Origin of the sequence: Rhodovulum bhavnagarense, assembly GCF_004343505.1 — a bacterium.
GTDB classification, from domain to species: Bacteria; Pseudomonadota; Alphaproteobacteria; order Rhodobacterales; family Rhodobacteraceae; genus Rhodovulum; species Rhodovulum bhavnagarense.
The window spans coordinates 1-22798 of the sequence record NZ_SLXU01000023.1 but is presented as its reverse complement, the minus strand read 5'-3'; the positions used below and the strand labels follow the sequence as shown (position 1 = coordinate 22798).

At 62.9% G+C, this 22798-nt stretch carries 22 protein-coding genes, 1 tRNA gene, 1 pseudogene and 1 riboswitch; of the genes and pseudogenes, 16 read left to right on the top strand and 8 right to left on the bottom strand.

Annotated elements, in window-relative coordinates:
• Window positions 1-523: 523 nt before the first annotated feature.
• On the bottom strand, window positions 524-1363 hold the full coding sequence (locus tag EV663_RS14575) for a hypothetical protein (RefSeq protein ID WP_132953141.1): 840 nt from the start codon (window positions 1361-1363) through the stop codon (window positions 524-526).
• Window positions 1364-1457: 94 nt separating this feature from the next.
• Between EV663_RS14575 and EV663_RS15995 the strand changes: the two genes are divergently transcribed.
• From EV663_RS15995 to EV663_RS15905, 6 genes and pseudogenes are all read left to right on the top strand, one after another.
• Window positions 1458-1586, top strand: coding sequence for a hypothetical protein (locus tag EV663_RS15995; protein ID WP_279432551.1), 129 nt, complete (start codon window positions 1458-1460; stop codon window positions 1584-1586).
• A gap of 73 nt (window positions 1587-1659) precedes the next feature.
• Window positions 1660-3333 (top strand): type IV secretory system conjugative DNA transfer family protein, encoded by a 1674-nt coding sequence (locus EV663_RS14570; protein ID WP_132953139.1) that lies wholly within the window; start codon window positions 1660-1662, stop codon window positions 3331-3333.
• Window positions 3334-3342: 9 nt separating this feature from the next.
• Window positions 3343-3699: a hypothetical protein gene (locus EV663_RS14565; RefSeq protein ID WP_132953137.1), complete on the top strand. Its 357-nt coding sequence runs from the start codon at window positions 3343-3345 to the stop codon at window positions 3697-3699.
• The gene (locus tag EV663_RS14560) at window positions 3699-3977 is read left to right on the top strand and encodes a hypothetical protein (protein WP_132953135.1); all 279 of its coding nucleotides are present in this window, start codon (window positions 3699-3701) and stop codon (window positions 3975-3977) included. Before EV663_RS14565 ends, EV663_RS14560 begins: the two co-directional genes overlap by 1 nt.
• Window positions 3978-4059: 82 nt before the next feature.
• Window positions 4060-4383, top strand: a complete 324-nt coding sequence (locus EV663_RS14555) for a hypothetical protein (RefSeq protein ID WP_132953133.1) — start codon at window positions 4060-4062, stop codon at window positions 4381-4383.
• Between the two features lie 18 nt (window positions 4384-4401).
• Window positions 4402-5391, top strand: a pseudogene (locus EV663_RS15905) (recombinase family protein); the annotation flags it as partial.
• 547 nt (window positions 5392-5938) lie between these two features.
• Here the strand turns inward: EV663_RS15905 and EV663_RS14545 are convergent.
• Window positions 5939-6014, bottom strand: a tRNA-Ala gene (locus EV663_RS14545).
• Between the two features lie 35 nt (window positions 6015-6049).
• Window positions 6050-6496 carry a thioredoxin TrxC gene (gene trxC / locus EV663_RS14540; RefSeq protein ID WP_132953131.1) on the bottom strand — a complete coding sequence of 149 codons (447 nt, stop codon included), beginning with the start codon at window positions 6494-6496 and terminating at the stop codon, window positions 6050-6052.
• A gap of 73 nt (window positions 6497-6569) precedes the next feature.
• On the opposite strand from trxC, the gene EV663_RS14535 reads away from it, so the two are divergent.
• Together EV663_RS14535 and EV663_RS14530 are read left to right on the top strand one after the other, a co-directional pair.
• Entirely contained in the window at window positions 6570-6779 is a 210-nt protein-coding gene (locus EV663_RS14535; RefSeq protein ID WP_132953129.1) for a hypothetical protein, read from the top strand.
• Between the two features lie 76 nt (window positions 6780-6855).
• A complete protein-coding gene (locus EV663_RS14530; protein ID WP_132953127.1) occupies window positions 6856-8088 on the top strand; it encodes a DUF2254 domain-containing protein in 1233 nt (410 codons plus the stop codon).
• Between the two features lie 13 nt (window positions 8089-8101).
• Here EV663_RS14530 and gcvP read toward each other — a convergent pair whose 3' ends face one another.
• The 4 genes from gcvP to gltX form a co-directional block, all read right to left on the bottom strand.
• Complete coding sequence (gene gcvP, locus EV663_RS14525; RefSeq protein ID WP_132953125.1) at window positions 8102-10951, bottom strand: aminomethyl-transferring glycine dehydrogenase; 2850 nt, start codon at window positions 10949-10951, stop codon at window positions 8102-8104.
• 12 nt (window positions 10952-10963) lie between these two features.
• Window positions 10964-11323 carry a glycine cleavage system protein GcvH gene (gcvH, locus tag EV663_RS14520; RefSeq protein WP_132953124.1) on the bottom strand — a complete coding sequence of 120 codons (360 nt, stop codon included), beginning with the start codon at window positions 11321-11323 and terminating at the stop codon, window positions 10964-10966.
• Between the two features lie 10 nt (window positions 11324-11333).
• Complete coding sequence (gcvT, locus tag EV663_RS14515) at window positions 11334-12464, bottom strand: glycine cleavage system aminomethyltransferase GcvT (protein ID WP_132953122.1); 1131 nt, start codon at window positions 12462-12464, stop codon at window positions 11334-11336.
• A 144-nt stretch (window positions 12465-12608) separates the two neighbouring features.
• A riboswitch (glycine riboswitch) is annotated at window positions 12609-12697 on the bottom strand.
• A gap of 159 nt (window positions 12698-12856) precedes the next feature.
• Window positions 12857-14176, bottom strand: a complete 1320-nt coding sequence (gene gltX, locus EV663_RS14510) for a glutamate--tRNA ligase (protein WP_132953120.1) — start codon at window positions 14174-14176, stop codon at window positions 12857-12859.
• Between the two features lie 62 nt (window positions 14177-14238).
• On the opposite strand from gltX, the gene EV663_RS14505 reads away from it, so the two are divergent.
• The 5 genes from EV663_RS14505 (at window position 14239) to EV663_RS14485 (ending at window position 19271) form a co-directional block, all read left to right on the top strand.
• On the top strand, window positions 14239-14649 hold the full coding sequence (locus EV663_RS14505) for a metallopeptidase family protein (protein ID WP_132953118.1): 411 nt from the start codon (window positions 14239-14241) through the stop codon (window positions 14647-14649).
• A gap of 96 nt (window positions 14650-14745) precedes the next feature.
• On the top strand, window positions 14746-15672 hold the full coding sequence (locus EV663_RS14500) for an MBL fold metallo-hydrolase (RefSeq protein ID WP_132953116.1): 927 nt from the start codon (window positions 14746-14748) through the stop codon (window positions 15670-15672).
• Window positions 15673-15858: 186 nt separating this feature from the next.
• Window positions 15859-16809 carry a 1-phosphofructokinase family hexose kinase gene (locus EV663_RS14495; protein ID WP_132953114.1) on the top strand — a complete coding sequence of 317 codons (951 nt, stop codon included), beginning with the start codon at window positions 15859-15861 and terminating at the stop codon, window positions 16807-16809.
• Between the two features lie 81 nt (window positions 16810-16890).
• Window positions 16891-18105, top strand: coding sequence for an acyl-CoA dehydrogenase (locus tag EV663_RS14490; protein WP_132953112.1), 1215 nt, complete (start codon window positions 16891-16893; stop codon window positions 18103-18105).
• A complete protein-coding gene (locus EV663_RS14485; RefSeq protein WP_132953110.1) occupies window positions 18102-19271 on the top strand; it encodes a CaiB/BaiF CoA transferase family protein in 1170 nt (389 codons plus the stop codon). Before EV663_RS14490 ends, EV663_RS14485 begins: the two co-directional genes overlap by 4 nt.
• A gap of 385 nt (window positions 19272-19656) precedes the next feature.
• Here EV663_RS14485 and selD read toward each other — a convergent pair whose 3' ends face one another.
• Window positions 19657-20721, bottom strand: a complete 1065-nt coding sequence (selD, locus tag EV663_RS14480) for a selenide, water dikinase SelD (RefSeq protein ID WP_132953108.1) — start codon at window positions 20719-20721, stop codon at window positions 19657-19659.
• Window positions 20722-20933: 212 nt separating this feature from the next.
• On the opposite strand from selD, the gene EV663_RS15680 reads away from it, so the two are divergent.
• The 3 genes from EV663_RS15680 to EV663_RS14470 all read left to right on the top strand — a co-directional run bounded on the left by EV663_RS15680 (window position 20934) and on the right by EV663_RS14470 (window position 22582).
• Complete coding sequence (locus tag EV663_RS15680; RefSeq protein WP_165910211.1) at window positions 20934-21371, top strand: hypothetical protein; 438 nt, start codon at window positions 20934-20936, stop codon at window positions 21369-21371.
• Between the two features lie 167 nt (window positions 21372-21538).
• Entirely contained in the window at window positions 21539-21853 is a 315-nt protein-coding gene (locus EV663_RS15675) for a bactofilin family protein (protein WP_165910210.1), read from the top strand.
• 162 nt (window positions 21854-22015) lie between these two features.
• On the top strand, window positions 22016-22582 hold the full coding sequence (locus EV663_RS14470) for a hypothetical protein (protein WP_132953104.1): 567 nt from the start codon (window positions 22016-22018) through the stop codon (window positions 22580-22582).
• The last annotated feature ends 216 nt before the right edge of the window (window positions 22583-22798 follow it).

Here is a 22798-nt window from a genome sequence, read left to right as displayed (position 1 = left end):
AGTCTCCATGGAGAAACTCCACCCCTGTCATCCAACAGGAAAGGACTCGCAGAACCGGAAAATCACAGGAAGGTGGGGACAGAACACCGTTTACGGTGAAGTTTATTGTGCCGTCATTCCAAGCATATGTCGAAGGCGCATCCGTAGGTGTCGTGTACATCGGAAAGTTGCCGTCTGGGCTCAATCCCGCATAGACAGAACCATCGTCGCACGTCTCGCCAATGGCAGGGTCACTTGTTGTTCCCGTGCAGGGATCAGTCGGGTTTAGATGAAACGACCACCATCCCTTTGACGTGCAGCCCTGGAAGACTTTTTCATCTACGTTATAAAAAGTTTCTCCCAACGTGCCCGAGGGGTTGGAGCATTGTGCGAATGCACTTCCCGAAACGAGCATTAATCCGATGAATAAAACCAATAACCTCATTAAATCATTATAGATTATTATTTCTTACCAATAAACTAAGAATTAACAATAAAGAATTTTCTGATCCGCCCAACAACGCTACATCCGCAGCTTCGTGCGTCAACTTCTCAGCTCTACTAAGTCCGCCACTCTGACTAACTCAACCTCGTACTCGGGATGCAACGGATCGGAGTGCGTCATGTTCTCTGGCCTCCCGATACCGCCGTTAAAGCTCAACTCGCCGCGCAGCGTCAGCGGCTCGTCAGAGACTTTGTACAGGCGATAGAGCCGCGTTTCCAGAACGGTGCGGGTCGCCATGAAATAGCGCGGCGCGTCACGGTCTGAATAGCCAAACGCCACGATGACGCCCGCATCTTTGTTGCGGGGCGGCATGTCTGGAAATTCATCGGTTTCGGGATCGACGGAGAAATTGAAGATGGTTTCCGACACAAGCAATGCGTCGTGTTTTGGCATCGGCTTCATATCGATCACCGCATAGGGGATTTTTGATATCATCGGTTTGACTGGCGAGGCGCTGAATTCGCCCCACTGGTTCAAGGTCATGGTTTCCCTGAAACCGTCATGGTCGTGCGCGCGCCTGTCGGTGCTGGCGTAAACACGATAGCGCCCGATCAGATTTTCAACCTTGTGCGGCTTCCTGACACTGCGCGAGAAGAAATCGGCAAGCGTTGCCGCGCTCTCTTCGATCATAGGAGGCGGCACACTCCCGAGATATCGGGCTATCGCATGGATGAAATCATCATTCTGGCGATGCGTGTCCTTTAGAAAGCGCTCAACGCGCCTCCGCCCGCTATCGTCTTTCAGGCCATAATTGACCGTTTCTGAAATGTCTTTGGCAAGCTGCTGATAGCTAAGTTTCTTGTTATTGAAGTGATCCTGAAGCGCGCGGCGTAGCCGCTCGCGCTCTTCATCCGAGTAAAAGACCTGTCCGCCTGCCATTCAGTTTGTCCAACTCGTGTCCTTTGGGATTTCGGGATTCTCCCCAATGTTGAACGCAGCGCAAGGGTGCGCCTCAACAAAAGGAGCCGAAACCATGACACCTCAAGAACAGCACGCGAAGCAAGTCGGCGCGAACGGCGGCACCGTTCCGACCAATGGCATGGCTCATCAACAAAAAGAGCGCACCGATGCTGCCGTGAACAGCGGCAAGCAAGGCAAGTGACGCTTTGGGGCGAGGCGGAGACTTTCGCCTCGCCCAACTTTCCCACCCGAATTTCAACCTGGCGAGACTAGAGATGAACCGAGGCCAAAATCCAACCGGTGGATCACCGACCGCAGCCCTGCTGCTTGGCGTCTCGTTCTTCGCAGTCGCCAGCTACTGGCCGCAAGTCATGGGCGGCACGCCCGATGCGGCGGATGATCTTTATACGGGCTTTTTCAAGCTGATGGGCGGCGTTGCCATGCTCGGCGGCCTTGGCGGCTACTACAAGGCGTGGCAACAGCGCGAGAAGCGCAAGGCGAGCGAGCAAACGTCCGGCACGTTCGGCGAAGCCGCATTCGCAACACTCGAAGAGTGCGAGCACGCAGGCCTGCTCGATCCGAAAGGGCTGTATCTTGGCCTGCTCGACGGCCAGCCCCTCTTCTACAAGGGCAAGGCGCATTTGCTGCTCGTCGCGCCAGCGCGTCAGGGCAAAGGCATCGGCATCGTGACGCCGAACATGGAGCACTATGACGGTTCTGCCGTTGTCACCGATCCCAAGGGTGAGTTGGCGGCAATGACGGCGGCACACCGCCGCGAGCGGCTCGGTCAGGATGTGGCGGTCTTCGATCCATGGGGGCTGCACGGTCTGCAACAAGACCGCATCAATCCGCTGGAAAACCTGATCGCCATGGCGGGTGATCCCGCCAAACAGCGCGGCCTGACCGATGAAGTCAAGGCCATCGTGATGCAGCTTTTCCCTGAGCCTGAAGACACGCGGAACCAGTTTTTCCGCGAAGGCTCGCGCGCCATCATGCGCGCTGTCCTTCTGTATCTTTCGCTGTGCGCGCCGAAGCGCTGCACGCTGCCTGAGATGTGGCGCATCATCGCGAACCCCAAGCGCCTTGAGCGCACGGTTGACGCGATGTGCCGCGAAGATGCTCTGGGCGGTATCCTCGCCGATCTGGGCGATGATCTGGCTCATCAGATGGAAGATAACCCCGATCTGTTCGGCGATTTCCGCGCGGGCGCGATCCAGTACCTCTCGATCTACGAGCCTGGCGGGTATTTGGCCGATGCAGTCAGTGCTTCGGACATATCGCTGGCCGATCTCAAGACGGGCAACGTCACCCTGTATCTGGCCTTCCCGCCCGACAAGATCGCTTCGCACGGCGCGGCGCTCGGCCTAATCGTCAATCAGGCAATCACGGCAGTCGCGCGGTCAAAGGACAAGGGCGAAGTGCTCTTCATGCTCGATGAGTTTGCCAATATCGGCAAGCTCGCAGGGCTTGCCGAAAGCCTGACCGCCCTGCCTGGGCTGGGGGTGCGGGTCTGGATGATCGTGCAGGAGCTCGCAGAGCTGGTGCGCATCTATGGCCCGAACACGGCCAAGACGATCCAGTCGCAGGCTGAGGTGCGCCAGTTTTTCGCCGTCAATAGCGCGGAGCTTGCGCAATCTCTGTCGCGGGAGCTCGGCCAGAAGACGGTCAAGACCAAGAACCACAATCTCGGGCGCTCTGACACCGATGAAATCGGCGAAAGCCTGTCCGAGACGGGGCAGCCGCTCATGCGGCCTGAAGAAATCATGCAGCTTGGTCAGGGGCAGCAATTGCTGCTGGTGAAAGGCGTGAAACCGATCCTCGGCGAACGCATCCCGTTCTGGTTCGTCTCGCCGTGGCGTGAGTGGGCGACGGTCAATCCTGTCGAGGGCGACTTCCCGAATGTGAAGCCGCTCGTGCGCCTCAGCTACGAACTCGCACGCAAGAAGTGAAGGAAAACCATGAGCAAGTTTGACGTCAAAGTATTGGGAGCCAAGCCGCCGAAACGTCCTGAAGGCGTGTTCAAGCGGCTGGTTCGCTGCATCAGCGGCACGATCAAGGCCGTGCTTCTTCGTCCTGGCATGATCGTGCTGGCGGGCGCATCGGGCTTCGTCGTGTTTATCGGCACACCGCATGTCGGCTGGGAATACCAGTGCAGGCACCCGATGCGCGGCTACGGCTCCTGCAATTCGGTCGCATGGTGCGCCTATTACGGCGTCCAGGGCCGCCGCATTGAAATCCCCGAATACGGAGAGCGGTGTCAGGTCATCACCTTCCTGCCGCTCGACTGGAACCAGCTTATCGAAGGAGTGCTGTGATGAGCAAAGAAACATTCGCGCGTGAATTGGGTGCCTACCATTGGGAGCGGCTCGAACGGCTCGCCGACCATTACGGGCACAGAGACAGGCGCAGATATGCAGTCACCCTTTTGAAGCGCGCCATCGAAGAATCCGAGATGTGGATGCGCGCTGATCGCTTCGCGCACTACGAGCGCCTGATCACTGAATTGGAAGAACAGGAGCACCTGATTTGGAACGATTATCCCAAAAACGGCGCGCCGAAACAAGGAGGCTACGACGATGACATACCCTTCTGAAAACCGCAGAATTTGTAGGGTTACAGCGGAAAGTGCTAAAATGAAAAGAACTAGGAATAACATTCTTCAGGAGGATAGTACCATGAAGGATGAGTTAAACTTCGCAGGTTTCGACCTGCAAGAAAGCTTCGATGCGTCCGTAAGGCCCATTGTTCGCGTTGATGTTGAGAAATACCAAGCTTTTCTTGATGGTGCTGATCTTACCGACGCACAGAGGGAAGAGTTTCTGCAAGCCCTCTGGTCGATCATGGTTTCCTTTGTCGAGCTCGGGTTCGGGGTCAGTCCGATGCAAGAAGCCTGTGGAAAAAACCGCGAGATCGACCCGCAGGGTGCCAAAAATACCTTCAATGCAGTATCCTCAACAGAACCCAACAACCACAACAACAAGAATGGATTCAGCCCCTGACGGCAGGCTGGAGGTACGATGAACAAGCAAGAAGAACATAACCAAGGGGACACGAAGGCAGTCATCTACTGCCGCGTGTCCTCAACCAAACAGAAACTGGAAGGCAGCGGGCTCGATAGCCAAGAGTACCGCTGCCGCCAGTATGCCGAGCTCAAGGGGTATCAGGTCGAGGCCGTGTTCCCCGACGATGCGTCGGGCGGCGGTGATTTCATCAACCGCCCAGGTATGGTTGCACTGCTGAGCTATCTCGATGCGCAGCCCGACAAGGATTACGTGGTCATCTTCGATGATCTGAAGCGCTTCGCGCGCGATACCGAATTCCATATCAAGCTGCGCCGTGAATTCCAGACGCGCGGCGCGCGGATCAAGTGCCTAAACTTCAATCTGGATGACTCGCCCGAGGGCAAGTTCGTGGAGACGATCTTCGCGGCGCAAGGCGAGCTTGAGCGCGAGCAAAACCGCCGCCAGGTCATTCAGAAGATGAAAGCGCGGGTCGAGAACGGCTATTGGGTGTTCTCCCCGCCTGTCGGCTACAAATACGCCAAGGATAGAGTTCACGGCAAGCTTCTGGTGCGCGACGAGCCTATCGCCTCGATCCTTGCCGAAGCTCTTGAGGGCTTTGCTTCGGGGCATCTGCAATCGCAGGCCGAAGTGAAGCGCTTCCTTGAAGGAAAGCCTGCCTTTCCGAAAGATACGCCAGCGGGCGAAATCCGCTGGCAGCGCGTTCAGCGGCTCCTGTCGCATCTGACCTATGCGGGGTACGTCGAAGCGCCCAAATGGGACGTGTCGGCGCGTAGAGGGCATCATGAGCCGATCATCAGCCTGGAGACGTTTGAAAGCATTCAGGAGCGCATGCAGGGCAAGGCAAAGGCACCTGCGCGCAAGGATATCAGCGAGGACTTCCCGCTGCGCGGTTTCGTGCTGTGTGATGACTGCGGCGAGCCGATGACGTCTTGCTGGTCGAAAGGCCGCTCGAAGCACTACCCCTATTACCTGTGCGATACTAAGGGCTGCGAGAACGAACGCAGGTCGATCCCGCGCGATAAGGTCGAAGACGGCTTTGCCGAAATTCTGCAAAGCCTTCAGCCAACACGGCAGCTCTTCACGCTGGCAAAGGCGATGTTCAAGGACGCCTGGAACATGCGTCTGGCCGAAGCGCATCGCGATAAGGATGAGATCGCAAAGCAACTCCGCGATTCCGAGAAGCAGATCGAAACGCTGCTGGAGCGTATCGTTGAGGCTGACAACGCCAGCGTCATCAGAGCGTATGAAGGTAAGATCGCAAAGCTGGAGCGGGAGAAGCTGCTTCTGACCGAAAAAGCTGTTCGAATCGTGCCGCCAAAGGGGAGGCTAGAGGAGTTTATCGAACCGGCGCTCGAATTTTTGGGAAACCCTTGGAATCTCTATGAGAATGGCAGCTTGGCCTTCAAGAGAACAGTGCTCAGACTGGCTTTTGCAGAGCCTCTGCGGTACTCACGTGAGTCGGGTTATCGAACCGCTAATTCCGCCTTTCCTTTCAAGGTGTTAGCGGAAATTTCAACATCAAAAGGCGAGATGGTGGAGCCGAGGGGAATCGAACCCCTGACCTCGTCATTGCGAACGACGCGCTCTCCCAACTGAGCTACGGCCCCGGTGCGCGCTCATGTGGCCCATGGCGCGCGGGATGTCAAGCACCCAACGTCACGTTCTGACGCACGAAGGCCTCGATTTCCGCGGCAGGGCGCGCACCGGTTAGCCGGGCGACCTCGCGCCCTTTGTGAAACAGGATCAAGAGCGGGATACCCCGGATGTTGAAGCGCACGGTGGCATCTGGATTGGACTGGGTATCGACCTTGGCCAGGCGTGCATGGGGGGCCAGCGCGGACGCCGCCTGTTGAACCTGCGGGCCCATCATGCGGCAGGGACCGCACCAAGGCGCCCAGAAATCGACAAGCAGAGGCAAGTCGTCGGTCTTGGCGCTTTTCTCCATGGTGCGGAAATCGATGTCGCGCGCCTTGCCATCCGCAAGTCTTGCGCCGCAGGTGCCGCATTTCGGCGTCGCGGTCATTTTCTCGGCAGGCACCCGGTTGGTGCTGCCGCAGGCGTGGCAGACCAGTTTCACAGCAGCGGTCATGGCAGGCTCCATATATTCGGGTATGTGAATATATTGTCTTGAAACCGTCAATATTCAAGTTCAAACTCGCTCCATGACCGCGACAGATGACACCAGCCCCCGGCCTTGGGCCAGCCTCACCCCCGACGAACAGCTTTGTCTGCGCGAGGCTTATGCGGCCGATCCGTTCTGCCTGACCGGCACCTGTTCACTAGAGGCCAAGACAGCGCATTTCACCGCCTGGCTGGCCAAGAGGGGCGTGACCTTTTCGGAAAAGGACCTGCATCCGCGCCAGTCCCGCTAGGGCCACTTGCGGCAGCCGGGTTTTTCCTGCTCGAACCCGTGTTAGGCTGATCGCAACAGCATGAAGAGGTCGCGAGATGCAATCACGACGCCTGTGGCAGTTGATTCGCCTGTCGCGCCGCCTGTGGGTGCGCGCGGTGCTGATCGCGCTGCTGGCGATCCTTGCGGCGGTCATGGCGGCGCTGCTCGACCCCATCATCCCCACGATCCTGTCCCGGCGGATCGGCGAGGCCGCAGTGATGCCGATACTGAACGTGCTGGCCTCGTCGATGCTGGCGGTCACGACCTTTTCGCTGTCGGTCATGGTTTCGGCCCATCAACAGGCCTCCAGTCAGGTCACGCCTCGTTCACACCGGCTTCTGCTTGAGGACACGACGACCCAGACGGTGTTGGCGACCTTTCTTGGCGCGTTCATCTTTGCGCTGGTCTCGATCATCATGTTCCGTGCCGGGCTTTATACCGGATCCGGGCAGGTCGTTTTGTTCGTCTTTACCGTGGCGGTGGTGGGGCTGGTGGTGCTGGCGATCCTGCGATGGATCGACCATTTGTCGCGGCTGGGCAGTGTCGATGAAACCATAGCGCAACTGGAAATCCGCGCGCGCAAGACCCTGACCGTTAGCCGCGCCCGGCCCAGTCTCGGGGCGCGCCCCCTACCCGGCCCCACGGCGATCCCCGAGGGCGCATTACCCATCCCCGCCCCCAGGGGCGGGCACGTGCAATTCGTCGGCATGCGCACGGTTTCGGACATCGCAGAGAATGCCGGGGTCGAGGTCTACATCACGGCCATGCCCGGTGCATTCATCGTCAGCGAGGCGCCCCTGGCCTGGCTCTACCCGCCCGACCCCGACCGGGTCGCGGCGATCCAGGCGGCATGGGAAATAGGCGCTGTGCGCAGCTTTGACCAGGACGCGCGGTTCGCGCTGATGGTTCTGACCGAGATCGCCTCGCGCGCGCTGTCGCCGGGCTTGAACGACCCCGGCACCGCCATCGACGTGATCGGGCGGCTTGAGAGGCTGTTGGCCGAATGCGACCCGGTCGATGACACGATCCATTATCCCCGGCTATGGGCCCCGACCCTCGGGGCGGAGGAGATCATGCATGTTGCCTTTGCACCGCTCGCACGGGACGGGGCCGGCATGATCGAGGTCGGCCGCCGCCTCGTCGAGGCATTACACACCTTGCGCACGGGCAAGGACGCGGCCCTGGCTCAGGCCGCGGAACGCATGACCATGCGCGTCCTGGCCCATGCCGACAAGGCACTGGCCTTGGAGGATGACCGCGCCGAACTAAGGGCGCTGGCGCGACTTTAGCGCCGGGGTGCCCCTATTGCGCCGCCTCGGCCAGTTCCTCGATCGGCGGGCAGGTACATACCAGGTGGCGGTCGCCATAGGCATTGTCGACCCGCCCCACCGGAGGCCAGTACTTGTCCACTCGGAACGCACCGGGGGGAAAGCAGCCCTGTTCGCGGCTATAGGGTCGGTCCCACTCGGCCACCAGGTCCTCGACCGTGTGGGGGGCCTTCTTCAGCGGGTTGTTGGCTTTCTCGATCCGGCCCTCCTCGATCGCGCGGATCTCGTCGCGGATGCCCAGCATCGCGGTGATGAAGCGATCCAGTTCAGCCTTGGTCTCGCTCTCGGTGGGTTCGATCATCAACGTGCCCGCGACCGGCCAGCTCATCGTCGGCGCGTGGAAACCGCAATCGATCAACCGCTTGGCGATGTCGTCCACGGTCACCCCCGCGCTGTCGACGAAATCGCGGGTATCGAGAATGCATTCATGCGCGATCCTGCCGTTTTTGCCCGTGAACAGGATCTCGTAGGCACCCTCCAGCCGCTTGGCAATGTAATTGGCGTTCAGGATCGCGACCTTGGTTGCCTGGGTCAGCCCCGCGCCCCCCATCAGCAGGACATAGGCATAGCTGATCGGCAGGATCGAGCCGGAACCGTGCATCGAACCAGATACGGCGCCGCTTTCGCCCTGTGAGGGATCGCCCGGCAGGAAGGGCGCAAGATGCGCCTTGACCCCGATCGGGCCCATGCCGGGGCCGCCGCCGCCATGGGGAATGGCAAAGGTCTTGTGCAGGTTCAGGTGGCTCACATCGGCGCCGATTTCGCCGGGTTTGACCAACCCCACCAGGGCGTTCAGGTTGGCCCCGTCGAGATAGACCTGTCCCCCATGTTGGTGGGTGATCTCGCAAACCTCGCGCACGGTTTCCTCGAATACGCCATGGGTCGAGGGATAGGTGATCATGCAGGCGGCCAGGTTCTCGCCCGCCTTTTCAGCCTTGGCGCGGAAATCGGCCAGGTCGATATCCCCGTTTTCCGCCGATTTCACCGCCACGACCTTCATCCCGGCCATATGGGCCGAGGCCGGGTTGGTGCCATGCGCCGAGGTCGGGATCAGGCAGATATCGCGATGTCGCTGGCCCCGCGCCTCGTGATAGGCGCGGATCGTCAAGAGACCCGCATATTCCCCCTGCGCGCCGGAATTGGGCTGCATCGACATCGCGTCATAGCCTGTGATCTGGCACAGCTTGTCGGCGAGGTCGGCCAGCATCTCGCGATAGCCCTCGACCTGGTCGGCAGGCGCAAGCGGGTGGATGTTGGCAAATTCCGGCCAGGTGATCGGCATCATCTCGACCGCGGCGTTCAGCTTCATCGTACATGACCCCAGCGGGATCATCGCGCGGTCCAGCGCCAGGTCGCGGTCGGCCAGCCGGCGCATGTAGCGCATCATTTCCGTTTCCGCCCGGTTCATGTGAAACACCGGGTGGGTCAGGAAATCGCTTTGCCGCACCAAGCCTTCGGGGAAACGATACTGACCGTCACCGCCCTCGTCAGTACGGGTAATGCCAAAGGCGCGCCACAGCCCCTCGATGCTGGCGGGCCGGGTGGTTTCGTCCAGCGAAATCCCCAGCCGCGTCGTTCCGATCTTGCGCAGGTTGATCCGCTCGGCCAGCGCCGCGTTGTAGATCACGCCCTGCATCGCCCCGACATCGACGGTAAAGGTGTCAAAGAACTCTGCCGGCTCCACCTTGAACCCCGCCTCTTCCAGCCCGCGGGCGGTGCGCACGGCCTTGCGGTGGATACGCTGGGCGATCGCGCGCAAACCCTTGGGCCCGTGGAACACCGCGTAAAAACTGGCAAGGACAGCCAACAGCGCCTGTGCGGTGCAAACGTTGGATGTCGCCTTTTCCCGGCGGATATGCTGTTCGCGCGTTTGCAGCGACAGCCGATAGGCCTTGTTGCCGCGCGAATCCACCGACACCCCGACGATGCGCCCCGGCATCGCGCGTTTGTAAAGATCGCGGCAGGCCATGTAGGCGGCATGCGGCCCGCCGAATCCCATCGGCACCCCGAACCGCTGGGTTGACCCGACAGCGATATCGGCGCCCATCGCGCCCGGTTCCTTCAGCACGACCAGCGCCATCGGGTCGGCCACGACGATGCCCAGCGCACCCGCGTCATGCAGCGCCGCGATGGGATCGGAAAAGTCGTGCAGGTGCCCGTAAGTGCCGGGATACTGGAAGATGCCGGCAAAGACGCGCCCCGCGTCCAGGTCGGCAAAGGGGTCGCCCACGATCACCTCGATGCCCAGCGGTTGCGCGCGGGTGCGGATCACGGCGATGTTCTGCGGGTGGCAATGGTGATCGACAAAGATCGCCCCCGCCCTGGACTTGGCCACGCGTTGCGCCATGGTCATCGCCTCGGCGCAGGCCGTCGCCTCGTCCAGAAGGGACGCGTTGGCGACTTCCAGACCTGTCAGATCCGAGACCATCGTCTGAAAGTTCAGCAACGCCTCGAGCCGGCCCTGGCTGATTTCCGGCTGATAGGGCGTGTAGGCGGTATACCAGGCCGGGTTTTCCAGGATGTTGCGCTGAATGGCGGGAGGGGTGACCGTGCCATGGAAACCCTGTCCGATCAGCGTGGTGAAAGGGGTATTCTTCTTTGCGATCTGGCGCATGAACCACAGCAATTCGCGCTCTGATTTCGGCGCGCCGAAATCAAGTTGCTCGGCTTGCCGGATGCTGGCCGGAACGGTCTGATCGATCAGTTCTTCGAGCGTGGACAGACCCAGCACCTCCAGCATCTCGACCATTTCCTCTGGCGAGGGGCCGATATGGCGGCGGTTGGCAAAGTCGTAAGGCAGGTAGGTGCTGGGGGTGTAAGGCATGATCAGATCCGATTACCCGATGAACTTTTCGTAGGCGGCCTCGTCCATGAAATCGTCGAGCGCGCCCATATCCTCGATCTTCATCTTGAAAAACCAGGCCTCGCCCAGCGGGTCGTCGTTGACCTGGCCGGGATTGTCGGGCAACGCCTCGTTGACCTCGACGATCTCGCCATCCAGCGGCGCCAGGATGTCGGAGGCGGCCTTGACGCTTTCGATCACCACGACCTCGTCATCCCTGGAGACGGTCGCCCCCGCCTCGGGTAGTTCGACAAAGACGATGTCGCCCAGTTGTTCGGCCGCGTGCGCGGTGATGCCGACCACCACGAGATCGCCCTCTACCCGCAGCCATTCATGTTCTTCGGTGAATTTCATCTGATTGCCCTCAACGCTTGTAGGTCTGTTTCACGAATGGCAGGGCCGAGACCTTGACCGGCAGACGCTTGCCCCGCAATTCGCCCCAAACTGTGCGCCCATTTCCCGCCAGATCAAGCGCCACATAGCCCATGGCGACCGGCCCGCCCACCGTGGGGCCAAACCCGCCAGAACTGACCATGCCCACCGGTTCGCCACCGGTCTCGCTGACATAGAGCGGCGTGCCCGCCCGCATCGGCGCGCGCCCCTCGGGGCGCAGCCCCACACGCAGGCGCCGCGGCCCCTTTTCCAATTCGTTCAGAATACGCTCGGCACCGGGAAATCCGCCCGCGCGCGCACCGCCCGCACGGCGCACTTTCTGAATCGCCCAGCTCAGCCCCGCCTCGACCGGCGTCGTGCCGGTATCGAGATCGCTGCCGTAAAGGCATAGCCCCGCCTCCAGCCGCAGGCTGTCGCGCGCACCCAGCCCGATGGGTTCGACGGCCTCATCGGCCAGCAGCGCGCGGGCCAGATCGGCGGCATGCTCGTTCGTCACCGAGATTTCGAACCCGTCCTCGCCCGTATAGCCCGATCGCGAAACCCAAAGCGGCCCGAAATCGCTATCCAGAACTGCCACGTCCATGAACCGCATCGCCGCCGCGCCGGGGGCGAGCGCCTGGAACACGCGCTCGGCCTCGGGGCCTTGCAGGGCCAGCAGGCCGCGATCGGCGATCTCCTCGATCTCGCAGGTGTCGGCCAGTTGCGCGCGCAGATATGCGATATCGGCTTCCTTGCAGGCAGCATTGACCACCAGCAACAGGTCATCACAGCGGCGCGCCACCATCAGGTCGTCCAGGATACCGCCCTTGTCATCGGAAAAGATCGCGTAGCGCTGTCGCCCGGGTTGCAGTCCGAGGAGATCCACCGGCACCAGCGCCTCAAGCGCGCGCGCGGCATCCGCCACATCACCCGATTTCGCGCGCAACACCACCTGACCCATATGGCTGACATCGAACAGCCCCGCGGCGGCGCGGCAATGCAGATGTTCCTTCATCACGCCCATCGGATAGTTCACGGGCATCGCGTAGCCCGCGAAAGGCACCATCCTTGCGCCCAGTTCCAGGTGAAGATCGTAAAGCGCGGTGCGCCTTGAATCCGACATGCAGACCTCCCTGCGCCGGATGCGTGCGCATCCAGGCATCGTCAACGGACGGCCGCGTGCCGCCCAACCGATGCCCCCTCTGTCCCTTTGCCTGAGATCGCTATCCCTTCGGCGGGCGCGCTCGCGCCACTCTCCAGAGTTTCTTGTACGTCCGCGGTCCTGCGGCCTGAGAGTTTACCGGGGCGGTTGCTCCTTCGGCACCGGCTTGCACCGGATTCTCCCGTGGACGTGCGGCGACAGATACGCCAAGCCCGCGCGCCCGGCAAGGGGGTGAAATCTCTGATGGGGCCGGAAGTGACCTTGCCCGACCGCGCCCCCGGGTGCAGCGGGGGGATCATGGGTATTTTCCCCAAGAAGAAGATGAATAGCCGTTCCGGCCGGAACGCCCCGTCTCAGCCGGGTTTTTTCTGCAACAGCGGCATCAATTCACTCATCTCGGGCCCATGCGCGCGCCCGGTCAGGGCCTTTCTCAGCGGCAAGAACAGCGCCTTGCCCTTGCGGCCGGTCGCGGCCTTGACCGCCGCTGTCCAGTCGCCCCAGCTTGCTCCGGTATAGGGGGGCTCGGGCAAGATCGCCAGCGCCTCTGCAACGAAGGCGCGGTCGTCTTCGTCGATCACCGGGTCGGCGCCATCGCGGCAGAGCCTCCACCAATCGGCCATCTCGGCACGGGTGGCGATGTTATCGCGCATGACCGACCAGAACCGTTCGGCCAGGTCATCGGGCACGCCCAGCGCCGCGATCTCGTCCCTCACGGCGCCAAGCGGCAGGGAATGCAGATGGCGCGCTGTCAGGGGGAAGAGGTCGTTCTCATCGAATTTCGTGGGCGCCGCGCCGAACTGGGAAATATCGAATCCCTCGGCCAGCGCGTCGATGCTGTCGGCCAGTTCTACCGGTTTCGACGAGCCCAGCCGCGCCAGCAGCGACAGGAGCGCCAAGGGTTCCACGCCCCGCGCGCGCAGGTCGCGCAGGGACAGCACGCCCAGCCGCTTGGACAGCGCCTCGCCCTGGGGACCGGTCAGAAGCGAATGATGGGCGAATTGCGGCACCACGCCGCCCAGCGCCTCGATGATCTGGATCTGGGTGGCCGTGTTGGTGACATGATCCGAACCACGCACGACATGGGTCACGCCCATCTCGGTATCATCCACCACCGAGGCCAAAGTATAAAGCACCTGGCCATCGCCGCGTATCAGCACCGGGTCGGAGACGCTGGCCGCATCGATCGAGATGTCGCCCAGGATGCCATCGGCCCACTCGATGCGCTGCTGGTCGAGCAGGAAGCGCCAGTGCCCCGAGCGTTCTGCCCTAAGGCGGTCTTTCTCATCTTCCGACAGCGCTAGGGCCGCGCGATCATAGACCGGAGGGCGGCCCATGTTGAGCTGTTTCTTGCGCTTGAGGTCCAGTTCGGTCGGTGTTTCGAAGCATTCGTAGAAACGCCCCGCGGCGCGCAGCGCCTCGGCGGCGGCGTGATACCGCTCAAGCCGCGCGGATTGCCGTTCGACCCGGTCCCAGGTCAGGCCCAGCCATTCGAGATCGGCCATGATCGCGTCGGCATATTCCTGTTTCGACCTTTCGGGGTCGGTGTCATCGAGCCTTAGGATGAACGTTCCCCCGGCCTTTCGCGCGATGAGGAAATTGAAAAGCGCGGTGCGCAGGTTGCCCACGTGTAGAAAGCCGGTGGGCGATGGCGCGAAACGGGTCACGATGGTCATGGGCTGTCTCCTGTTGGCGGGACGCTCTTTCACAGACGCGCGCTTTTGTCCATATCAGGGACATGAGACAGACACAGCCCCACGGCCTTCCGCCCGACCTCGACGAGGTGGCCGCGATGGCACTCGCCGCGCGCGAGGCGCTGCCCGACCCGTTTCGCACGGCGGCCTGCGAAGTCGCGATCAGGGTCGAGGATTTCGCCCCCGACGACATGCTGGCCGAACTGGGCATCGACGACGCGTTCCAGTTGACCGGGCTTTACGACGGAATTCCGCTTACAGAACGCTCGGTGATGGACCAGCCCGACCGGCCCGACACGATCTGGCTGTTCCGCCGGCCAATCCTGGACGAGTGGGTCGAGCGCGAAGAGGTGCCGTTACCTGCCCTCGTCGCCCATGTGTTGATCCACGAATTCGCACATCATTTCGGATGGTCCGATGCCGATATCGCCCGCATCGACCGCTGGTGGGAATAGCCGCCGCTATAATCCGCCCGCTCGCGGCGTCGTGAGGTGGAAAGCGGCGCGCGCGCGGCTATCGTCATGCACGGGAAACACACAGGGAGACCAACAATGACCAGGCAGATGCTGACGCGCCGCGCGGCACTGGCTGCGGGCGGCGCCTTGCCGCTCGCGGCCCTGACAGGCCTGCCCGTCCGGGCAGGCGCCCCGATGATGGGGGGCGCAATGCCCCGGTTTCACCGTTTCCGCCTGGGCGGGTTCGAGGTGACCACGCTATTGGCGGGCACGCGCACCGTACCGGAACCGCAGACGATCTTTGGCCTGAACGCCACGGCAGAGAGTTTTGCCGAAGCATCGCGCGACGCGATGATCCCTGTCGACAAGGCGCAATTCTTCTTTACCCCCACGGTGGTCAATACCGGCGCAGAGCTGATCCTGTTCGATACCGGGCTCAACCCCGAGGGCATCATCGCCGCGCTGTCGGCGGCAGGCTACAGCCCCGAGCAGATCGATATCGTGGTCCTTACCCATATGCATGGCGACCATATCGGCGGGTTGTCGGGCGCGGCGGGCGAGACCTTTGCCAATGCCCGTTACGTCACCGGCGCGACCGAGTTCGACGCCTGGGACATGTCAGGCGACGAGGGGTTCGAGACCAAGGTCCGGCCGCTGGCTGAAAAGATGACCTTCCTGGAGGATGACGGCGTCGTCGCCTCGGGCGTTACTGCGATGGCGGCCTTCGGGCATACGCCCGGCCACATGGCCTACAGGTTGGAAAGCGGCGACCAACAGCTTGTTCTAGGAGCGGATTTCGCCAACCATTACGTCTGGTCACTGGCTCATCCCGACTGGCAGGTGCGCTTTGATCGCGACAAGGAAGCCGCCGCCGCGACCCGCAGGCGGATGCTCGACATGTTGGCTGCGGACAAGCTGCCCTTCATCGGGTATCACATGCCGTTCCCGGCGCTTGGCTTTGTCGAGGTCAAGGACTCGGGCTATCGCTATGTACCCGCCAGCTACCAGTTCATGATGGACTGAGATACGCCGGTGCCCCCCCGGTGCGCGCGGCCGCCTTTGCGCGCGCACCGCCTTCTTCTTCTTGGTCAAAATACCCCGGCCCCGTCCCTTCGGCCGAGACGCCGCAGGGCAAGGGCGCGAACGGGCTTGGCCCCGCGGCACGCGGGTGGCACTCTCGTGCGCGTACACTCCATATACCGAGGCCCGATGCAGGATATCCTGACCGTCACCCTGAACCCGACCGTCGATCTGTCGACCTCGGTCGCCCGTGTCATCCCCAACGAAAAGCTGCGCTGCGCGCCCGCGCTGACCGATCCGGGCGGGGGCGGGATCAACGTTTCGCGCGCGATCCGGCTGCTTGGCGGCGAAAGCCGCGCGCTGGTGGCCCTCGGCGGGCATAACGGCGACAAGCTGCGCGCGCTCTTGGAGGCCGAGGGCATTCGCCTGATCCCGCTGATGGCGCCTGGCGAGACGCGTCTCAGCCTCGCGGTGACCGACAGTACCAGCGGGCATCAATTCCGTTTCGTTCTGCCCGGCCCGCGCTGGAACGCGACAGGTCTCAAGGCGATCCTGGCCGCGATCACGACCGCGGTGCCCCATGCCGGCTACGTGGTGATCTCGGGCAGCGTTCCCGATGGCCTTCCCGAGGATTTTGCCGATCGGGCCTGTGCCAAGCTGGGCGCGCGGGGCGCGAGGGTGGTGGTCGATACCTCCGGTCCGGCCCTGGCACGGTTGGCGCAAGGATCGGACTGCCCGCCCTTCGCGCTGCGCATGGACCGGCGCGAGGCCGAGACCCTGGCTGGCCGCACCCTGCCCTCGCGCGAGGACAGCGCGGCCTTCGCCTCCGAGCTGGTCGCGGCCGGGGTGGCCGAGGTGATCATCGTGGCACGCGGCGCCGACGGTTCGGTCCTGGCGACGGCGCATGAACGCCACCATGCCGCGGCGGCACATGTACCGGTCCGTTCCAAGGTGGGCGCAGGCGACAGTTTCGTTGGTGCGTTCACCCTGGCGCTGGCGCGCGGCTACGAACTGGCGCGCGCGCTGCAATGGGGTACGGCGGCCGCGAGTTCGGCGGTGATGACCGATGCCACCGCGCTATGTACGCGCGAGGATACAGAGGCGCTGTTCGATCGCTGTCCGGTATCCCGGCTGGGCTGAACGCGCGCCCGGCGGTGGACGGCGGCCGGTGCTTGTTGCATAGCTGCATCCAGAGTTCAGGCCAACACAGGGAGAGGGCAGATGGCGGAACAACAGGTCCGGGGCTTCGGCCCCTCGCTTGCGCAATTCGACTGGGCGGACCCGTTCGGGCTACGCGCGCAACTGCGCGAAGAGGAACGCATGGTGGCCGACAGCGCCGCCGCCTACGCTGCTGACAAGCTGGCCCCGCGCGTCACCGATGCCTACCTGAACGAAACGGTCGCCCCCGAGATATTTGCCGAGATGGGCGAAATGGGCCTGTTGGGCGTCACCATCCCCGAGGAATATGGCGGGCTGGGTGCGGGCTATGTCACCTACGGCCTGGTCACGCGCGAGGTCGAAAGGATCGATTCCGGCTATCGGTCCATGCTGAGCGTTCAGTCCTCGCTGGTGATGTACCCGATCAACGCCTACGGCACCGAGGCGCAGAAGGCGAAATACCTGCCGAAACTGGCTACCGGGGAATGGATCGGCTGTTTCGGCCTGACCGAACCCGATGCCGGGTCCGATCCCGCGGGCATGAAGACCGTCGCGAAGAAGGTCGAGGGCGGCTATGTCCTGACCGGGTCCAAGATGTGGATTTCCAACAGCCCGATCGCCGATGTCTTCGTGGTCTGGGCGAAATCCGAGGCCCATGGCGGCAAGATCAAGGGCTTCATCCTTGAAAAGGGGATGAAGGGGCTGTCCGCGCCCAAGATCGAGCGCAAGCTGTCCCTGCGCGCCTCGGTCACCGGCGAGATCTTGATGGATAACGTCGAGGTGGGCGAGGACGCGCTATTGCCGGACGTCGAGGGGCTCAAGGGGCCGTTCGGCTGTCTGAACCGGGCACGCTTTGGCATCGCCTGGGGCGTGCTGGGCGCGGCAGAGGATTGCTGGATGCGGTCGCGTCGATACGGGCTGGAACGGACGCAGTTCGGGCGCCCGCTGGCACAGACGCAGCTTTACCAGAAGAAACTTGCCGACATGCAAACCGAAATCGCCCTGGGCCTGCAAGCCACGCTGCGCGTCGGCCGCATGATGGAGGAGGGCACCGCCGCCCCCGAGACGATCAGCCTGATCAAGCGCAACAATTGCGGCAAGGCACTGGAAATCGCGCGCATGGCCCGCGACATGCATGGCGGCAACGGGATCATGGCCGACTACCACGTGATCCGGCACGCGCAGAACCTTGAGACGGTGAACACCTACGAGGGCACTCATGACATTCACGCGCTGATCCTGGGGCGGGCGCAGACCGGGCTTCAGGCCTTCGCATGAGGGGGCCGTTGACCGGGGTCAAGGTGCTGGAACTGGCGCGCATTCTGGCCGGTCCATGGATCGGCCAGACGCTGGCCGACCTAGGGGCGACGGTCATCAAGGTCGAAAGCCCGGCAGGCGACGACACCCGAAGCTGGGGCCCGCCATTCATCGACCGGCCCGAGGGCGGCGAGGATCACCCCTCGGCCGCCTATTTCTACGCGGCCAATCGCGGCAAACGCTCCATCGCGGCCGATTTCCGCGATCCCGGCGATCTGGCGCTGGTGCGCGACCTGGCGCTGGGCGCGGACGTGCTGATCGAGAATTTCAAGTTGGGCGGGCTGGTGAAATTCGGCCTCGATTACGCCAGCCTCGCACCGGACAATCCCGGCCTTGTCTATTGTTCGATCACCGGGTTCGGGCAGGACGGGCCCTATGCCGCGCGGGCGGGCTATGACTACCTGATCCAGGGCATGTCCGGGCTGATGTCAGTCACCGGCACGCCCGAGGGCGAACCGATGAAGGTCGGCGTTGCCGTCACCGATATCGTGTCGGGCCTTTACGGCGTCATCGGCATTCAGGCGGCACTGGCGCAGCGCGCGCAAACCGGCAAGGGCCAGCATGTGGATATGTCGCTCTTGGATTGCGCGACCGCGATGATGGCCAACCAGGCGATGAATTACCTGGCGACCGGCCACCCGCCGGGGCGGATGGGCAACCAGCACCCCAATATCGTGCCCTACCAGGTCTTTGCCGTGGCCGATGGCGCCGTCATCATCGCCGCGGGGAACGATGGCCAGTTCCAACGCCTGTGCGAGGTGCTGGAGTGCGGGGAACTGGCAAGCGATCCCCGGTTCCGCAGCAACCGCGACCGCGTGGAAAACCGCGCCGCGCTGATCGACGCGCTGTCACAGGCCCTGGCGGGCTGGACCCGGTCCGACCTGCTGGCCCGGCTGGAGACGGCCGTGGTGCCCTCGGCCCCGATCAACGACATGGCCGACGTCTTTGCGGATCCGCAGGTGATTTCGCGCGGGCTGAAGGTCACGCCAGAGGGTATAGCGGGCGTGCGCACGCCGTTGGTCTTTTCCGACAGCGCGCTGGCGCTGGACCGATCCGCCCCGCGGCTGGACGCCGATGGCCCGGCGATCCGGGCAAAGGGATGGGACGGGGTAGACGGGGACGGCTAGCGTGCTCACAATATGCAACGCTAAATTGCGCATCCGCCTTACTCCAATGACAGCAGTTGCACTCGCTTCAACCAATAGATACTTTGGAAGTATGGCCGCTCGCGATAGATACTCATATGACCTCTGCTGTCCCCAATGCGGCGCAAAGGGTCGCATTGAGTGTAGTGAGGACGACTATCCGTTTATGCGATCCCCAGACTTTAGAGTAGATAATTTATCTGGGCCATTCTCGGTTAAAAAACTAGGCGAAACTTCGGTTCAGACAGATGTGGAGTGCGATAACTGCGGCGTGAAGGTTTGGTAATCTCAAGACCGTCGCTGGCTTATAGCTCCCGGCAGTTGGATTGAGCGGTGACTGCTTCACCTGTGTGTTTTAGGCTCCATCTTACAGGATGACGCGCGGCCCCTCGGCCCCGGCGGCAGCACTTTCGCCGATGACGGCCGCACGGGCAAAGCCGTGGTCGCGGAAGATATCCATCACCTGCCCCAGCGCCTCGGGCGCGCAACTGACCAGCAGGCCACCACTGGTCTGCGGATCGGTCAACAGGGCGCGTTCCAGATCGGAAAAGCCCTCGGGCAAAACCACCTCCTGACCGTAGCTTTCCCAGTTGTTGCGCGCCGCCCCTGTGGCGAAATCGGCCAAAAGATCGCGCACCGGCCCCATCACCGGCACCGCGTCCCAGTCGATGGACAGGGTGCAGCCCGACCCCCGCGCCATTTCCAGCCCGTGCCCGGCCAGGCCAAAGCCGGTGACATCGGTCAGCCCGTTCACGCCATCCAGCGCCGCCAGTTCGGGGCCCGGCGTGTTCAGCGCTGTGGTCGTGGACAGCATCTCGGCATAGCCCTGCGCATCCAGGCGGCCCTTTTTCAGGGCGCCCGCCATGATGCCGGTGCCAAGCGGTTTGCCCAGGACCAGCACATCGCCGGGCCGCGAGCCGCCATTCTTGCGCACCCGGTCGGGATGGACCAGCCCCAGCGCGGCCAGCCCGTAGATGGGTTCGACCGAGTCGATCGTATGACCGCCCGCGATCGGGATGCCCGCCGCGTTGCAGGCCGCGGCGCCGCCCTCAAGAATACGGGCGATGGCGCCGCGCGACAGTTTCGCCAGCGGCATCGCCACCAGCGCCAGCGCCAGGATCGGGCGGGCGCCCATCGCATAGACATCGCTGATCGCGTTGGTCGCGGCGATGCGCCCGAAATCGAAGGGATCGTTGACGATGGGCATGAAGAAATCGGTGGTGGCGACCAGCGCCTGTTCGTCGTTCAGCCGGTAAACCGCAGCATCATCAGAGGTTGCAGCACCGACCAGCAGCTCGGGGGGCATCACCATCCCCGCCGACCCTTTCAACAGCTCTGCCAGGATACCGGGCGCGATCTTGCAGCCGCAGCCGCCCCCGTGGGACAGCGAGGTAAGGGGCGGATCGGCGGGATTGTTGCAGGTATCGCTCATCGAAAACTCCGGCCAGCCTGGACATCATGCCCGCGATAGGCCCCGAGATCACACCTGTCAACGCGATGACCCGGCAGGCGGAGCACGGCATCGGGGTCCAACCACGCAGGTCACAATCGCTTGACCCCCGGCCGCACGCGTGATCGGCCATCTTGCCGGAATGCGTCACCGCCCCACCTGAGAGGCAGAACATGTCAACAAGGAAGGGCGCCATGACAGAGAAACGCACCGAGCTCATGTCCGACAATCCCACGCCGCTTTCCAGCCGAATGGGCTGGCCGCTGTTGAGCGCGAGAAAGCCCAACGTGGAACTGAACACCGCGAATGCGACACCGTTGTCCAGCCGAATGGGCTGGGCGCTGCTGACCCCGAAGCGGGCGACCCGGGTCGATCTGAAATCGGTCAGCTCCACGCCGTTTTCCGACGCGCTGAACTGGTCTTTGCTGAGCGGACGCAAGACCAACGTGGAATTGATGACCAGCAATCCCACGCCGTTCTCGGCGATGTTCAAATGGCCGCTTCTGGCCGACAAGGCGACCATGTTCGATGCCGAGTTGTCGACCGGCGGCGCGTCCGGCGCGGGCCGGTCCGGGCAAGATCCGATCAGCGCGTTCTTCCGCCAGATCATCACCGGCGAAGTCCAGAAATAACAGCTCGCAAACGGGGCGGGCGGGCCGGGCGACCCGTTGCCAGGGGCCGGCCCTCCCCTCCTTCTGCCTTTCGCCTGTCGGTCTTTCTTGCCTATACTTGCCACAAGGGGCAAGGTCGGCCCCGCCCCCCAGCATTCGGGCGGGACAGGACATCGAAGGAGCGGCACATGCCGGTATCGACGATTGCCCCGGACCTCACGGTTACGGGAACCATGCGATCCCAGTCACGGATCGATATTTCCGGCCGGGTCGAGGGCGATATCGAAGCACGCGAAATCGACATTCTCAATGGCGCCGCGGTTATGGGTACGCTCAAGGCCGAGGCGGTCCACCTGCGCGGGACATTGACCGGGGATTTGCAGGCAGCCACCGCCGAGCTTCACTCGACGGCCGTGGCCTCTGGCGATATCACTGCTCACGACCTCGTCACGCACAAGGGCGCACGGATCGATGGGCGCGTGACGGTCAAGGGCGCGCGCTGACCTGATTGCACCGCGCTCTGCCGCCCCCGCCACCCAGGCTCCCGATACCCCTTACGGGCGGGCCGATCCGCCGAATCCGCCACCCCGGCGCACTAACAGGGACTGCGCCGCGGGCCGTTAAGGTTCCTGACGGATCAGGACCAATAGAGAAAGGGCGGCGCGGTGGAAGAGCAACTGATCGGGATCGGACGTCCGGTGAGGGGCCGGGACCGCGAAGGCTACGATCTTTTCGAGCTTCCCTTCGGCAGGACGCAGGTTTCCGTCGCGGGCTATCACGAGGCGCCCCTGTGCGACCTGTTTTTCCAAAGACAGGATCTCTATCCTGCGATGTTCGAACTCAACCTGATCGGCATGTCGATCTGCTATGCACCGATCATCGCCTGGACCGGATCTTGCAATGGCCTGAATGCAGATGCCGGGCCCGTCTGGCCCGCGCATGGTCCGGGCATGGCTATTGCCCGGTTCTGGGCTGGCGTGCAGGATGTCCATGGCGGGGACTACTACCTCGGCACGACCGAGTTTCCCGACGACCGGGCGGCCGGGCTTGGCGCGGTCGGAATTGCGGACCGGTTGCTGCGACAGGCTGCGCGGCGCAGCATGGGGCCGGATGGCCCCGGACCTGCCGGCGCAGGCATGAGACAGGCACCCGATGCCATGGCGCCGAACACCCCGCTTGACCCGGTGCAGGGCTTTGCCTGGCCCGAACCGGACCGCCAGCTTGCGTCCTGACCCCGAACCGACCTGTCCCCGCGGGGACAAGGCCCGAAATGGAAATCCGAGACCATGGCCGAGATCGATGCCACGACCCTGATACTCTCGCTCCAGCCTGCCCCCTATGTCGAGGCACAGTCCGAACCGGCGCAGACGATATCTGCGGACATGTTCGGTGCGATCCAGACGGGTTTTCAGCATTTTTCCGGGTTTGAGGAACAAAGCGCGTTGATG